Origin of the sequence: Mycobacterium sp. TKK-01-0059, assembly GCF_000709305.1 — a bacterium.
GTDB classification, from domain to species: Bacteria; Actinomycetota; Actinomycetes; order Mycobacteriales; family Mycobacteriaceae; genus Mycobacterium; species Mycobacterium intracellulare.
The window spans coordinates 1,911,919-1,925,652 of sequence record NZ_KL446993.1 but is presented as its reverse complement, the minus strand read 5'-3'; the positions used below and the strand labels follow the sequence as shown (position 1 = coordinate 1,925,652).

Annotated in this window: 14 protein-coding genes; 13 read left to right on the top strand and 1 reads right to left on the bottom strand. The window is 67.8% G+C overall.

The window, feature by feature from the left end; all coding sequences use genetic code 11:
- The first annotated feature begins 100 nt into the window (after nt 1–100).
- From K883_RS09280 to K883_RS09255, 6 genes are read left to right on the top strand one after another with little or no spacing between them, the layout of a single operon-like run.
- Nucleotides 101–1,228 (top strand): LLM class flavin-dependent oxidoreductase, encoded by a 1,128-nt coding sequence (locus tag K883_RS09280; RefSeq protein ID WP_036454317.1) that lies wholly within the window; start codon nt 101–103, stop codon nt 1,226–1,228.
- Entirely contained in the window at nt 1,225–2,394 is a 1,170-nt protein-coding gene (locus K883_RS09275; protein WP_020821290.1) for a sulfotransferase family protein, read from the top strand. Before K883_RS09280 ends, K883_RS09275 begins: the two co-directional genes overlap by 4 nt.
- Before the next feature lies 1 nt (nt 2,395).
- Entirely contained in the window at nt 2,396–3,199 is an 804-nt protein-coding gene (locus tag K883_RS09270; protein WP_020821289.1) for a sugar phosphate isomerase/epimerase family protein, read from the top strand.
- 2 nt (nt 3,200–3,201) lie between these two features.
- On the top strand, nt 3,202–4,410 hold the full coding sequence (locus K883_RS09265) for a DUF1214 domain-containing protein (protein WP_020821288.1): 1,209 nt from the start codon (nt 3,202–3,204) through the stop codon (nt 4,408–4,410).
- A 15-nt stretch (nt 4,411–4,425) separates the two neighbouring features.
- On the top strand, nt 4,426–5,346 hold the full coding sequence (locus K883_RS09260) for an alpha/beta fold hydrolase (protein WP_020821287.1): 921 nt from the start codon (nt 4,426–4,428) through the stop codon (nt 5,344–5,346).
- 6 nt (nt 5,347–5,352) lie between these two features.
- Nucleotides 5,353–5,958 (top strand): TetR/AcrR family transcriptional regulator, encoded by a 606-nt coding sequence (locus tag K883_RS09255; protein WP_036454316.1) that lies wholly within the window; start codon nt 5,353–5,355, stop codon nt 5,956–5,958.
- Here the strand turns inward: K883_RS09255 and K883_RS09250 are convergent.
- On the bottom strand, nt 5,899–6,912 hold the full coding sequence (locus K883_RS09250; protein ID WP_036454313.1) for an NAD-dependent epimerase/dehydratase family protein: 1,014 nt from the start codon (nt 6,910–6,912) through the stop codon (nt 5,899–5,901). The two genes, K883_RS09255 and K883_RS09250, sit on opposite strands and share 60 nt — an antisense overlap.
- A gap of 50 nt (nt 6,913–6,962) precedes the next feature.
- On the opposite strand from K883_RS09250, the gene K883_RS09245 reads away from it, so the two are divergent.
- The 7 genes from K883_RS09245 to K883_RS09215 all read left to right on the top strand — a co-directional run bounded on the left by K883_RS09245 (nt 6,963) and on the right by K883_RS09215 (nt 13,732).
- The gene (locus tag K883_RS09245) at nt 6,963–8,153 is read left to right on the top strand and encodes an NADH:flavin oxidoreductase (RefSeq protein ID WP_036454311.1); all 1,191 of its coding nucleotides are present in this window, start codon (nt 6,963–6,965) and stop codon (nt 8,151–8,153) included.
- 19 nt (nt 8,154–8,172) lie between these two features.
- Entirely contained in the window at nt 8,173–8,958 is a 786-nt protein-coding gene (locus K883_RS09240; RefSeq protein WP_020821284.1) for an LLM class F420-dependent oxidoreductase, read from the top strand.
- Between the two features lie 120 nt (nt 8,959–9,078).
- Entirely contained in the window at nt 9,079–9,819 is a 741-nt protein-coding gene (locus K883_RS09235; protein ID WP_014710756.1) for a GntR family transcriptional regulator, read from the top strand.
- Nucleotides 9,820–9,869: 50 nt separating this feature from the next.
- Nucleotides 9,870–11,687: an ABC transporter substrate-binding protein/permease gene (locus K883_RS09230; RefSeq protein WP_008262636.1), complete on the top strand. Its 1,818-nt coding sequence runs from the start codon at nt 9,870–9,872 to the stop codon at nt 11,685–11,687.
- Nucleotides 11,684–12,433, top strand: coding sequence for an amino acid ABC transporter ATP-binding protein (locus K883_RS09225; protein ID WP_008262634.1), 750 nt, complete (start codon nt 11,684–11,686; stop codon nt 12,431–12,433). Before K883_RS09230 ends, K883_RS09225 begins: the two co-directional genes overlap by 4 nt.
- A 65-nt stretch (nt 12,434–12,498) precedes the next feature.
- A complete protein-coding gene (locus K883_RS09220; protein WP_008262632.1) occupies nt 12,499–13,002 on the top strand; it encodes a MarR family winged helix-turn-helix transcriptional regulator in 504 nt (167 codons plus the stop codon).
- Nucleotides 13,003–13,060: 58 nt separating this feature from the next.
- The gene (locus K883_RS09215; RefSeq protein ID WP_008262630.1) at nt 13,061–13,732 is read left to right on the top strand and encodes an SDR family oxidoreductase; all 672 of its coding nucleotides are present in this window, start codon (nt 13,061–13,063) and stop codon (nt 13,730–13,732) included.
- Nucleotides 13,733–13,734: the final 2 nt, after the last annotated feature.

The window sequence follows — 13,734 nt, the reverse complement described above, 5'->3', positions numbered from 1 at the left end:
GTACTTCGGCCGGGGTTGAGGGCCCACTTCGGCCGGGGTTGAGGGCGCAATAGCCGATTCATCGACACAACGCTGTGCGGGTGCTTAGCATCATCTCTCGATGACCGTTCAACCCGCGGCGTTCCTCCGCACGACGCTGCCCCTCGACCTGTCGCGGCTCGGCGAACTCGACAGCGGCCGCTACCACTCGATTTGGCTGCCCGACCACATGGTCAGCTTCTGGCCCGACTCGATCTGGACTCCCGAGTTCACCGACCTGGCTACCGCGTCCCCATCGCCGCACCGTCACCTCGACGGGCTCGCGGTCGCGGCCGCGGCGGCCGTGCTGACCGAGCGGGTGCCGATCGTCAGCGCCGTGGTCGACACCGTGCGCCGCCATCCCGTGATGCTCGCACAGACGGCGCTGACCATCGATCACCTCGCCAAGGGGCGCTTCATCCTCGGCCTGGGCAGCGGCGAGAGCGAAAACACGCTGCCCTACGGCTTCGACTTCTCCCGTCCGGTCAGCCGTTTCGAGGAGGCATTGACGGTGATCCGGCTGCTCTGGCGCAGCGACGGCCCGGTCGATTTCGACGGCCAGTTCTACTCGCTGCACCACGCCCGACTGGACACCGAACCCTACGAGGGCCGGCCTCCGCAGATCTGGATCGGCGCCAGCGGCCCGCGGATGCTCGACATCGCCGGCAGGCACGCCGACGGGTGGTGGCCGGCGGGCGCCTGGACTCCCGAGCACTACGCCGAGATGCTCACCGCGGTGAGGACATCAGCGGAACGCTCCGGCCGGGACCCGATGGCGATCACACCGTCGTTCATCCAGGTGTGCCTGATCGGCGAGGACGACGCGGCCCTCGCCGAGATCCTGCAGGCTCCCCTGGTCAAGGCGTTTCTGCTGCAGGTGTCCGCGAAGACGTTGCGCGACTTCGGTTTCGAACACCCCATGGGCGACGGTTGGCGTGGCTTTCAGGACATCGACCCCGCGATCCTCAACCGAGACCGCATCGTCGAGTTCCTCGGCAAGGTGCGGCCCGAGATGGTGCTGTCCGTCGTGCCCCACGGGACACCGAAAGAGGTCGCCAGAATCGTCAAGACCTATGTGGACGCCGGCCTGCGCGTACCCAAGATCCTCGACTACGGCGCCATGGCCGGATTGGCCTACGCGCAGACCTCGGCGGCGAACGTCCGTGCCGCCGAGGACGAACTCATGCGGCTCTGCGGAGACCCGTCGTGACAACGCTTTTGGACGCCACGGAGTTGCTCGCCGCCGCCGCGGCCGAAACCGGACTGCACGACTACGGCGACCCGACATTGCCGGAGCGCTTCGCCGTCGCCGTCGACCATCTCAACGGCCTCGGCCTGGACGCCGACGGCAGATTCGAAGCCGCGCAGGTATGTCGATGGCTGCTGACCTCGCGGCTCGAACTCATCGAAGACCGCAACCGATACCCGATCGCCGAGGAAGTGATCGATTCGCCGATGTTCGTCACGGGCGAACCCCGCTCGGGGACAACGCTGATGCACGCCCTGATGTCGGTCGACCCGGACGCTCGGGCGCTACGGTTCTGGGAGGTGATGTATCCGTCCCCGCCGCCGGGACTTGCGGGACCCAGCGACGAGCGCCGGGCACGCGCCGACGCCGACTGGCGCGAGATCAACGCGAAGATGCCCAAATGGCTGCGCAGCCATCCCTACAACGACATGCTGGGCGACGGCCTGCCCGAGGACGAACGCACCTGGGCATTCGACTTCCGCGTCATGACACCCACCGCGTGGTGGCGGGTGCCCATGCAGTCACTGGTCGGCGGCCTGGCCACCGACCCAGCCGCACAGTACCGGCTACACAAGGCCATGCTGCAACAGCTGCAATACCGCAGGCCGCGAAAGTATTGGGTGCTGAAGGGCTTTCACGGATTCCGGCTCAAGGAGCTGTTCGACACCTATCCCGACGCGCGGATGGTCTGGTTGCACCGCGACCCCGTGCAGGTCGCCGCCTCACGCACCATGATGATGGCCGACATCGCCGAAGGCATGGTCGGCCCCGTCGACCTGCACGCCTTGGCCAAGATGCATCTGGAGTTGACGCGGGCCGGCGTCGCCAACACCATGAGCAACCCGCTGGTCGATGATCCCCGCATCCTGCACCTCCGCTACGCCGACTTCATCACCGATCACGTTGGCGCCGTGCGGCGTTACTACACGTTCTGCGGTCGCGAACTGACCGCCGAGGCCGAGGCGGCGATGCGCGCGTACCTGGCCGACAATCGCGGCGACCGCTACGGCAAGTTCCACTACTCCACGCAACTGCTCACCGACATCGGAGAAGACCTCGACGCCCTGCACGCCGAATTCAAGCCCTTCCGCGACCGGTTCGGCGTCGCGATCGAAAACCGGGGCTGACATGACGGGCGCACACCACCGTCTGTCCGTCCACAACGTCACCTTCTACGGCGCTTCGCTGGCCGAGCTGCACGAGCACTGGGCGGCGCTCGGCGTATCCCGGCTGAGCATCCTGGACGGCCAGCTGCTCGACCCGGAGTTGTCAAACCTGGTGCGGCACAACAACTATACCGTGGAGGCGGTGTACCACCTCTTCGCCGAGGGCTGCCTGACCTCCGACGCCCACGCCGCCCGGGATGCGCTGTCCGCCGTCATCGACGCGGCGGCCGAGGTGGGCGCGCACACGGTCTACATGCTCACCGGCGGACGCGGCGAGCTGACCTGGAACCAGGGCGCCGAGCGCTTCTGCGAGATGGTCGCGCCGTGCGCCGCGCGCGCGAAGGCCGCCGGAGTGGCGCTGGCGATCGAGAACGCGTCCAGCCTGTACGCCGACATCCACCTCGCCCACACCCTGCGAGACACCGTCGCCCTGGCGGAGATGTGCGACTTACAGGTGTGCATCGACGTGTTTCACTGCTGGGCCGAAGGCGATTTCGATGCCCAGGTGCAGCGGGCGCTACCGCGCACGGCGCTCATCCAGCTGAGCGACTACGTGCTCGGCGACCGGGCGCTGCCGAACCGGGCGGTCCCCGGCGACGGCGCCATCCCCATCGAAACGTTCGTGGCCCGGGTGCTCGCCGGCGGCTACAAGCACGGCTTCGACCTGGAGCTCATCGGGCCGCGCATCGACCGCGAGGGCAGGCTCGAATCGTCCCGGCGCGCATGCGATGTCGTCGGCGCGATGCTGGCCAGGCTGGGGGCGTGAGCATGGCCTTCGGTGACGGTCCGGACGACACGGCCCTGCAGGCGGCGTGGGCCGAATTCTGCGAGCGGCTGCGGCGCGCGGGCGAGCGCGTCTTCAAGGACCCCAACCCCACGTCGGGCAGTCATCGCGTCGACGCCTACCGGTTCCTCACCCAAAACCTCGGCCAGGCCTTCGATCTGGCCCTCGAAACTCGCGACACCGGCTACCCCGCGCTGCACACCTTCAGCGGCCCCACCCGCAAGCTCGGCGGTGACTGCGCCGACTTCACCTATCAGCAGGCCTGGATCGACGGGCACTCGACCTACCGGCTCACCGGCACCCGCGGCACCGCGCGGTTCTTCAACGTCACCGTGCAGGGCCGACGCACCCCCGGACCCGGCGTGCTGCACGAACCCTTCGGTGACACACCGGAAGCCAACCTGCTCGGCCATCAGCTCCGCACCGGCGCAGACGGGGCGTTCGAGCTCTACATCGGCGGTCCGGAGCGCGGGCCGAACTGGCTGCCCACCACACCGGACTCACGAAAGCTGTTCATCCGCCAAGGGTTTGACCGCTGGGACGAGCTCCCCGCGCAGCTACGCATCGAGCGAGTCGACATGGCCGGCCCCAAACCACTGCCCACACCCGCCGACATGGTCGAGGCGATGCGGTGGGCCGGCGATTTCGTCACCGGCCTGATGTCGGATTGGCCCGAGTTCCCATTCCAATACGGCGGCGTCGACGCCGACCACCCGAACAGGTTTCCCGGCGCCGGGGCGACCGACGCCGACACCAAGCGCGGCCGAGCCGCCACCAACATGTATTGGGAGCTGGCCGCCGACGAGGCGCTGATCGTCGAATTCGACGCTCACGACGGGTTGTGGATGTTCACCAACATGGGCGTCTTCTTCAACAGCATGGACTACCTGTACCGCCCGGTCAGCTACACGCCGAGCCGCACCAGGATCGACCGCGACGGACGCATCCGGCTGGTGATGGCTCACCGTGATCCCGGCGTGCACAACTGGCTGGACACCCAGGGCTTCGAACGCGGCAACCTGACCTATCGGCACATGCTCGAGGGCCAACCCGCCGCCCTGGACACCCGGGTGGTCAAGTATGACGCGCTGCGCGGCGCGCTCCCCGAAGGAACCGCCATGGTGAGCGCCGAAGAACGCGCCGCCCAGATGTGGGAACGCTTCCGCGGCATTCGCCGCCGCTATGTCCTCTAGAGCGGTCTAGGGTCAATGATCGTGACCGACGTATCTGAGGACGAACTGGCGCAGCTACCTGAATTCGCGCTGTTGCATGAGAACGCCGAGCAGGCCGGGGTGTCCGGCCCGCTGCCCGACGTCGAACGCGTCGAATCGGGCACGGGTGAAGGCAAGGTCAGCGCGCTGCGCTGGGGCGGCGCTGCGCCGCGCATCGTGTTCATCCACGGCGGCGGACAGAACGCGCATACCTGGGACACGGTCATCGTCGGCCTCGGTGAGCCCGCGCTGGCGGTCGACCTTCCCGGCCACGGCCACTCCGCCTGGCGCGAGGACGGCGACTATTCGCCGCGGCTCAACGCCGACACCTTGCTGCCAATCCTGCGCGAGCACGCGCCGTCGGCCGACCTCGTCGTCGGCATGTCGCTCGGCGGGCTGACCGCGATCCGGCTGGGCGCGGTGGCACCCGAGTTGGTCAAGGAACTCGTGCTGATCGACGTCACCCCCTCGGCGCTGCAACGCCATTCCGAGATGACCAAGGAGCAGCAGGGCACGGTCGCGCTGATGCACGGCGAACGGGAGTTCCCCAGCTTCCAGGCCATGCTGGACCTGACGATCGCCGCCGCGCCGCACCGCGAGGTGAAGGCGCTGCGCCGCGGGGTGTTCCACAACTCCCGCAAGCTCGACAACGGCAGCTGGACGTGGCGCTACGACGCCATCCGCACCTTCCCCGACTTCTCCGGCCTGTGGGACGACGTCGACGCGTTGTCCGCACCCGTGACGCTCGTGCGCGGTGGCAGTTCGGGCTTCGTCAGCGACGATGACGCGGCCGAACTCGCCCGTCGCGCAAGGCATTTCCGCGCCGCCCACGTGGTCGAGAACTCGGGGCACTCCGTGCAGAGCGACCAACCCCTCGCGCTGATCGACCTGCTGCGCGGGGTGCTCGACGCACCCTGAGCCGTCATGACCGACCACGACCGCAGCGCCAGGGCCTCCGGGCGGCCGCGTGACACCTCGATCGACGAGCGCGTGCTGTCGGTGACCCGTGACCTGCTGGTCGAGGTCGGGTGGGACGGGTTGAGCATGCGCCTCGTGGCGGCGCGGACCGGCGTCGGGCGATCCAGCCTCAACCGTCGCTGGTCGTCCAAGGCGGAACTGGTGCTGCACGCCATCCTCGGTGAAACCCCTGATCTGGCACCGTTTTCCGGTACCGATCTGACCGGCTGGATCGACTGGGTGGTGCGCGGAAGTCACGAGCTGTTCGCCAGGCCCGACGTGCGGGCCGCGGTCCCGGGTCTGCTGCTGGCCCTCGGCGAAAACGACGACTTACGCCGGGACCTGTGGGCAAGGTTCAGCGGGCCGGCCGTGCAGCTTTTCGCCGACGACGTGCAGGCGACGACGCCCGCCAAGCGCCGCCGAGCCGACGTCGACGGCCGGGCAACCCTGGCGATGGCGGCGGGGGCCGCGCTGTTCGTCACGACGGTCGCCGTCGAGGACGACTCCGAGACCCTACGAAACCGGATCGCGCAGCTGTTGATCACGGCCGTCGCCGCGTCCCACCCGCAGTGACTCGACGATCGCGGCTTTCGGGGATCGCCACGTGATTCCGAGGTCGCCCACGGTCTTGCTGTCGTCGGTGGGGGTTGCGGCCGTCAGCAGCAGCGCCGCTTCGTAACTGAGGCCGTCGCCGAGCGCGATGTATCGGCCGGCGACGTCGGCCAGGCGGCCGATACCGCGCAACGCGCCCGGCGATAGCCGCACGCGCCGCACCCGCCGGCCCAGCCCCTCTTCGAGCGCGTCGATCATCTCGTCGAAGGTGACTAGCTGCCCACCGCACACATAGCGGCGCGGGCCGCGGCCGGCCCGCATGATCCGCGCATGCACGTCGGCGACGTCACGGACGTCGACCATCTGCATGCCGCCGCGAACCTTCGGTGCCACCGCCCACCGCACGATCGGCGCCCACCCTTGTTCGGTGACGCCGGGGGCGGTGCCGAAGGCCGGTCCCACGACGCTCGAGGGGTACGTCACCACCACGGGCGCGCCGGTCTCCTGCAACCGCCGCGCGACCCGGTCGGCGTACCCCTTGGTCTTCGCGTACGCGCTGCGGCCGCACGCCGTGGGCGAGTCGGGCGAAATGACGCCGTCGGGCGGCGGGAACAGCGCGCTGTAGCTGCTGACCAACACCACCGGGTCGAGCGCGAGGGCGACCGCGCGGGTCAGGATCGCTTCCGTCGCATAGGCATTGACGTCCCACATCAACTGCGCGCGGCGTTCGTCGGTGCCCACGACGCCGGCGGCGTGCAATAGGGCGTCGGCTCCGGCGAGGAGTTCCTCGACGGTCGCGGCGGACCTCACGTCACCAGTCAATACCGTCACGGGACCGAGCGTTCGTAGCCGGTCGAGGACGGCGGTGGGGTCGGTGGGGGCGGCCAACAGCTTCACCTCGTGACCGGCCTGGATCAATGCGCGCACCGTATGCGCGCCGAGATATCCGGTTCCGCCCGTCACCGCTACGCGCATGCGTGGTTCTCCGCTCTGTGATCAGCCCGTCGTGCTATATTTCGGTGCCAATGGTATCGAAACTGGCATTCAGCCCGCTGCGGCTGGGTCCCCTCACCCTGAAGAACCGCTTCATCAAGGCGGCGACGTTCGAGGGCGTGATGCCGCGCGGCACCGTCAGCGACGCGCTGATCGACTTCCACACCGAGGTCGCGCGCGGCGGGGCCGCGATGACGACCGTGGCCTACTGCGCGATCTCCCCGGGCGGCCGCGTTCACCGCGACACCGTCGTGCTGGACCGCGACCGCGTGCCCCAGCTGCGCCGGCTGACCGAGGCCGTGCATGCTGCGGGTGCGCTCGTGTGCGCCCAGATCGGCCACGCCGGGCTGGTCGCCAACACGCTGTCGAACCGGACGCCGACGCTGGCGCCGTCCACCCGGGTGAGCGCGCCGGCCATGGGACTGGTTCGCGCGGCCACCGCCGAACAACTCGACGCGGTCGTCGACGGCTTCGGGACAGCGGCCCAAAACGCGGTCGACGCCGGATTCGACGCGCTCGAAATCCACATGGGCCATGGCTATTTGCTCAGTTCGTTCTTCAGCCCGAATCTGAACAGGCGCACCGACCGCTACGGCGGCGACACCGTGCGCCGCGCCGAACTGGCCCGTCGCGTCGCCGAACGGGTCCGGGCCACCGTCGGTGACTCCGTTGCCGTCACCGCCAAGTTCAACATGGACGACGGGGTGCGGGGCGGCTTCTGGCTCAACGACAGCATCCCCACGGCGCGGCTGCTGGAGTCCGACGGGCACCTCGACGCGTTGCAGTTGACCGGCGGCAGCTCGCTACTCAACCCGATGTACTACTTTCGCGGCGACGTCCCCATGGACGAATTCATCGCCTCCCAACCCCGCCCGGTCGGCCTGGGTCTGCGCGTGATGGGCCGGCGGCTGTTCCGGGCCTATCCGTTCGAAGAGGCGTTCTTCTCAGCACTTGCGCGCCAGTTCCGCGCGGCGATGTCGATGCCCTTGATCCTTCTCGGCGGCATCAACCGGCTCGACACGGTCGAAGACGCCCTGGCCGAGGGGTTCGAGTTCGTCGCCATGGCCCGCGCACTGCTACGAGATCCCTTCCTGGTCAACCGTTTTCGAGAGGGTTCCGCCACCGAAGGGTTGTGCATCCACTGCATGAAATGCATGCCCACCGTGTACAGCGGAACGCATTGCGTGGTGCGCGAACGGATCGAGGCGGCGCCGGTGGCCTGACGGGGCCTACGGTGGAGCCATGACTTCTGAGCTTCCTGTTCGTATCGGTGTGCAGCTACAACCCCAACACGCTCCGCAGTACGGTCAGATCCGCGACGCCGTGCGCCGGTGCGAGGACATCGGCGTGGACATCGCCTTCAACTGGGACCACTTCTTCCCGCTCTACGGCGATCCGGACGGCGCGCATTTCGAATGCTGGACGATGCTCGGGGCTTGGGCCGAGCAGACGTCGCGCATTCAGATTGGTGCGCTGGTGACATGTAACTCCTACCGCAACCCGGAACTGCTCGCCGATATGGCCCGCACCGTCGACCACATCTCCGACGGGCGACTGATCCTCGGCATCGGTTCGGGGTGGAAGCAAAAGGACTACGACGAGTACGGCTACGAATTCGGCACCGCCGGCAGTCGCCTCGACGACCTGGCGACCGCGCTCCCCCGGATCAAAAACCGGCTGGCCAAGCTGAACCCGGCGCCCACCCGGGAGATCCCGATCCTGATCGGCGGCGGGGGCGAACGCAAGACGCTGCGACTGGTCGCCGAACACGCGCACATCTGGCACAGCTTCACCGCCGCCGACGAGTTCCCGGCCAAGTCGGAGGTCCTGGCGCGCCACTGCGCCGACGTCGGTCGCGATCCGGCCGGCATCGAACGCTCGGCGGCCGTGAAAAACGGCGGCGAACTGCTGGCGAACGCCGAAACGCTGGTCGGCCTCGGCGTCACACTGCTGACCGTGGGATGCGACGGCCCGGGTTACGACCTGAGCGACGCCGAAGCGTTATGCAAGTGGCGCAATAACCGCTGAATGGGTGGCCGCCGGCTTTGCTCCGGGTTCATTCGCCAAACTCGTGAACGCGCGCGTCAATTCGTGAGAAACTCTCAGCGCCAGATGGCCGAACCGGCGCGAAAGAGATTCGACAAAAAGATGCCGAAGAAATACGGGGTCAAAGAAAAGGACCTGGTTGTTTCGCACATCCTCCACCTGTTGTTGACCGGCAAGCTGCGCAGCGGGGACCGCGTCGACCGCAACGAAATTGCGCTGGGCTTGGGAGTCAGTCGGGTCCCCATTCAGGAGGCACTGGTCCAACTCGAGCACGACGGCATTGTGTCCACCCGGTACCACCGCGGCGCCTTTGTCGAGCGTTTCGATGAAGCCACCGTCCTCGAGCACCACGAACTGGACGGGCTGCTCAACGGGATCGCGTCCGCACGCGCGGCGACCAGTCCCACCCCGCGGATCCTGGGGCAGCTCGACACCCTCATGCGCTCGCTGCGCGCCGCCAAGGATGCGCGCGCGTTCAGCGATATCGCCGCCGAATATCGGCGCACCGTCAACGACGAGTACGCCGGGCCGCGGCTGCACGCGACGATCCGCGCCTCGCAAAACCTCATCCCCCGCCTGTTCTGGACGACCTATCAGGGCGGACGCGAGGAAATACTGCCGTTCTACGAGGACGAGAACTCCGCGATACACCGCCGCGATCCCGACGCCGCGCGGGCGGCCTGCGTCGACCGCTCCTACCTGATGGCCCAGACCATGCTTGCCGAGCTGGTTCGGCGCAGGGTCTTCACGCCGTCCGACGACATCGGACGCGTGGCTGCCGGCCCCCTTCAAGTGATTACCGGCGGCGAGGCGATCTCGGCCGAAGCGTCGTTGGCGCTGTAGAACCGGCGCTGTCCGGGCCGTGCCGCCGCCGGGTCGATACGGTGGCAGTGATGAGTTTGCCCGTGCGCCGGCGCGCCACGCGCCTTGCCAAGCTGTTCGCATTGGCCTCGACATTGCTGGTGGTGTGGGGGTCGACGTCGATCACGCTGGCCGGTCCCGCGGCGGCCGATCGGAACCAATGCGCGCCCGCCGGCCCGAAGAGCGCGGCCGTGTTACCGGAGGAACTGGCCCATAGTGGCGCCATGGGCCGGCCCGACGAGCACACCACGCCCGGCGTCGAGCCGTTGAGTTCGGTGAACGTCGACACCCTGGGTTTGGGCACGCCGGGGGTGTTGACCGTCGGCACCCTCTCGGGCGCTCCGCCCCACATCTGCATCACCCCCACCGGCCAGTACAGCGGGTTCGACAACCAGCTGCTGCGGGCGATCGCCCGCAAGCTCGGTCTTCAAGTCCGTTTCGTCGGCACGGATTTCGCCGGGCTGCTCGCACAGGTGGCGACGCACCGCTTCGACGTCGGGTCCTCGTCGATCAAGGCCACCGAGGAGCGCCGCCGGACCGTCGCCTTCACCAACGGCTACGACTTCGGCTACTACTCGCTGGTGGTGCCCCCCGGCTCCGCCATAAAAGACTTCAGCAATCTGACCGCGCGGCAGCGCATCGGCGTCGTGCAGGGCACCGTCGAAGAGTCCTACGTCGTCGACAATCTGCATTTGCAGCCGGTGAAGTACCCCGACTTCGCCACGGTGTATGCCAGCCTCAAGACGCGCCAGATCGACGCGTGGGTGGCGCCGGCCGGGGAGGCGGCCAGCACGATCCAGCGGGGCGATCCGGCGGTGATCGTGGCGCACGCCTTCAGCAACGAGGGCTTCGTGGCGTACGCGGTGGCCAAGGACAACAAGCCTTTGGTGGACGCACTGAATTCCGGGCTCGACGCCGTGATCGCCGACGGCACCTGGTCAAACCTGTACTCGCAGTGGGTTCCCCGCACCCTGCCGCCGGGCTGGAAGCCCGGATCGCTGGCCGCGCCCCCGCCGGTCCTGCCGGATTTCGCCGCCATCGCGGCGAGTCAACACCACAAGAACGTGGGCCCGGCCGCGCCCAAGTCGACGCTTGCGCAGTTGCGTGACTCGTTCTTCGACTGGGAGATGTACCGGCAGGCCATTCCCGCTCTGTTCAGCACGGGGCTGCCCAACACGTTGATCCTGACCAGCAGCGCCAGCGCGATCGGGCTGACGCTGGGCATGCTGCTGGCCATCGCCGGGATATCACAGTCGCGGTGGCTGCGCTGGCCGGCGCGCGTGTACACCGACGTTTTCCGGGGGCTCCCGGAAGTGGTGATCATCCTGATCATCGGGCTCGGTGTCGGGCCGATAGTGGGCGGGCTGACCAACAACAACCCGTATCCGATCGGCGTTGCCGCGTTGGGGATGATGGCCGCCGCCTACATCGGCGAAATCCTGCGCTCGGGGATCCAGAGCGTCGATCCCGGCCAGTTGGAAGCGTCCCGCGCGCTGGGGTTCAGCTATCCGGTGGCGATGCGGTTGGTGGTGGTGCCCCAGGGCGTGCGACGGGTGCTGCCGGCGCTGGTCAATCAATTCATCGCATTGCTGAAAGCCTCTGCGCTGGTGTACTTCCTGGGCCTGGTCGCCGACCAGCGGGAGCTGTTCCAGGTGGGCCGCGACCTCAACGCGCAGACCGGCAACCTGTCGCCGCTCGTCGCCGCCGGCGCCTTCTACCTGATATTGACTGTGCCGTTAACGCATTTGGTGAACTACATCGACGCTCGGCTGCGCCGCGGTCGCGCCGCGGTCGACCCCGAGGACCGGCCCGACATGCTCACCTCGACGTTCGGCCAGGAGATCACGTGAGTTCCAGCGTCGTCGCCCGTTCGCCAGTCTCTTTGGCGTGCAACGGTATTCACAAAACACTGGACGGCACCGCGGTGCTTCGCGGCGTCGATATCGACGTCCCCGCGGGCAGCACGGTGGCGGTCATCGGGCCGTCCGGCTCGGGCAAGTCGACGCTGCTGCGCACGCTCAACCGCTTGCATGAGCCGGACAGCGGCGACATCCTGCTCGACGGCAGGTCGGTGTTGAAAGACGATCCCGATCAGCTACGCCAGCGGATCGGCATGGTGTTCCAGCATTTCAATCTGTTCCCGCATCGCACCGTACTGGACAACGTGGCCCTGGCACCGCGCAAGTTGCGGCGTCTGCCCGCCGACCGGGCGCGCGATCTGGCGCTGACGCAGCTGGACCGAGTTGGCCTGAAACACAAGGCCGGTTCCCGCCCCGGCATGCTATCGGGAGGCCAACAGCAGCGCGTGGCGATCGCCCGCGCCCTGGCGATGTCGCCGCAGGTGATGTTTTTCGACGAGGCGACCTCGGCGCTGGATCCCGAAATGGTCAAGGGAATCCTGGAACTCATTGCCGACCTCGGTGCCGACGGCATGACAATGGTTGTCGTAACCCACGAAATGGGTTTCGCCCGGTCGGCATCCGACGCGGTGGTTTTCATGGATCACGGCAAGGTCGTGGAATCGGGTCCGCCCGAGCAGATATTCGAAGCCGCCGAGACCGAACGGCTGCAGCGGTTTTTGTCCCAAGTGCTTTGATCCCCACCGCCTAATGGGCAATAGCTACCTTGTAAGCATCTGATAACGGGTTAGACTCCCGATTTATGGCAGACAGCGAATCGAACCCGGCCGAGGTTGCCGAGCTCGCCGAAGGTTTGCACCGTGCGCTGTCCAAATTGTTTGCCATGCTCCGGCGTGGGGACCCCAGCGGGGCCGCCGCCGGGGAACTTACCCTCGCGCAGCTGTCGATCCTGGTCACCCTGCTCGATCAGGGGCCGATCCGGATGACCGATCTGGCGGCACACGAACGGGTGCGGACCCCCACCACGACCGTGGCGATCCGGCGGCTCGAGAAGGTGGGGTTGGTCAAGCGTTCCCGCGACCCGTCCGACCTGCGGGCGGTCCTGGTCGACATCACCCCGCGCGGGCGAGCCGTCCACGGTGAGTCGCTGGCCAACCGCCGCGCGGCCCTGGCCGCGATGCTCAGCCAGCTCCCCACCGACGACCTCGACACCCTGATGAAGGCGCTGGCACCGCTGGAGCGGTTGGCCTCCGGCGATCCCACATCCGGGCCGGCCGGGGTGCCGCCCGCCCGCCAGGAAGCCTGAAAGCTGCTGGCGTTCAACGCTTTTCGCCTGCCGTTCCGGTCTGGGTAGACTTTCCCACATGCCCACTGCACTCATCACCGGCGCCGGACGCGGGATCGGTACGGCGATCGCGACGGCGCTGGCGCCGACGCACACCCTGCTGCTGGCCGGCCGTCCATCCGATCGCCTCGACGGGGTCGCGGAGCGACTCGATGCCACCACCTTTCCACTGGACCTGACCGACGGGGGCGACATCGAGGCCGCCTGCGAAATCGTGGACGAACTCGACGTGCTCGTGCACAACGCGGGACTGTCGATCCCCGGGAATGTCGCCGATTCCCACGTCGACGAGTGGCGTGCCACCTTCGCCGTCAACGTCTTTGGGCCGGTGGAACTCACGCTGGCGCTGTTGCCCGCGCTGCGACGCGCCCGTGGCCAGGTCATCTTCATCAACTCCGGAGCGGGCCGCAACGTCTCGCCCGGCATGGCCTCCTATTCGGCCAGCAAGTTCGCCGTCCGCGCCTTCGCGGACTCCCTGCGCAACGACGAGCCGGACTTGCGCGTCACCACGGTCTATCCGGGCCGCACCGACACCGACATGCAACGCGAACTCATCGAATTCGAAGGCGGAAGCTACGATCCCGCCAAGTTCTTGAAGCCGGAAACCGTTGCGGCCGCGGTCGCCAACGTGGTGGCCACCCCACCCGACGGGCACGTCCACGAGGTGATGCTTCGGCCGGCCGGTCGGTAGCG

Bases quoted from the DNA above. Each gene is read 5' to 3' on its own strand.
- K883_RS09280 (WP_036454317.1), top strand. From the start codon at position 101: ATGACCGTTCAACCCGCGGCGTTCCTCCGCACGACGCTGCCCCTCGAC.
- K883_RS09270 (WP_020821289.1), top strand. From the start codon at position 2,396: ATGACGGGCGCACACCACCGTCTGTCCGTCCACAACGTCACCTTCTAC.
- K883_RS09265 (WP_020821288.1), top strand. From the start codon at position 3,202: ATGGCCTTCGGTGACGGTCCGGACGACACGGCCCTGCAGGCGGCGTGG.
- K883_RS09260 (WP_020821287.1), top strand. From the start codon at position 4,426: ATGATCGTGACCGACGTATCTGAGGACGAACTGGCGCAGCTACCTGAA.
- K883_RS09255 (WP_036454316.1), top strand. From the start codon at position 5,353: ATGACCGACCACGACCGCAGCGCCAGGGCCTCCGGGCGGCCGCGTGAC.
- K883_RS09250 (WP_036454313.1), bottom strand. From the start codon at position 6,912: ATGCGCGTAGCGGTGACGGGCGGAACCGGATATCTCGGCGCGCATACG.
- K883_RS09245 (WP_036454311.1), top strand. From the start codon at position 6,963: ATGGTATCGAAACTGGCATTCAGCCCGCTGCGGCTGGGTCCCCTCACC.
- K883_RS09240 (WP_020821284.1), top strand. From the start codon at position 8,173: ATGACTTCTGAGCTTCCTGTTCGTATCGGTGTGCAGCTACAACCCCAA.
- K883_RS09235 (WP_014710756.1), top strand. From the start codon at position 9,079: ATGCCGAAGAAATACGGGGTCAAAGAAAAGGACCTGGTTGTTTCGCAC.
- K883_RS09230 (WP_008262636.1), top strand. From the start codon at position 9,870: ATGAGTTTGCCCGTGCGCCGGCGCGCCACGCGCCTTGCCAAGCTGTTC.
- K883_RS09220 (WP_008262632.1), top strand. From the start codon at position 12,499: ATGGCAGACAGCGAATCGAACCCGGCCGAGGTTGCCGAGCTCGCCGAA.
- K883_RS09215 (WP_008262630.1), top strand. From the start codon at position 13,061: ATGCCCACTGCACTCATCACCGGCGCCGGACGCGGGATCGGTACGGCG.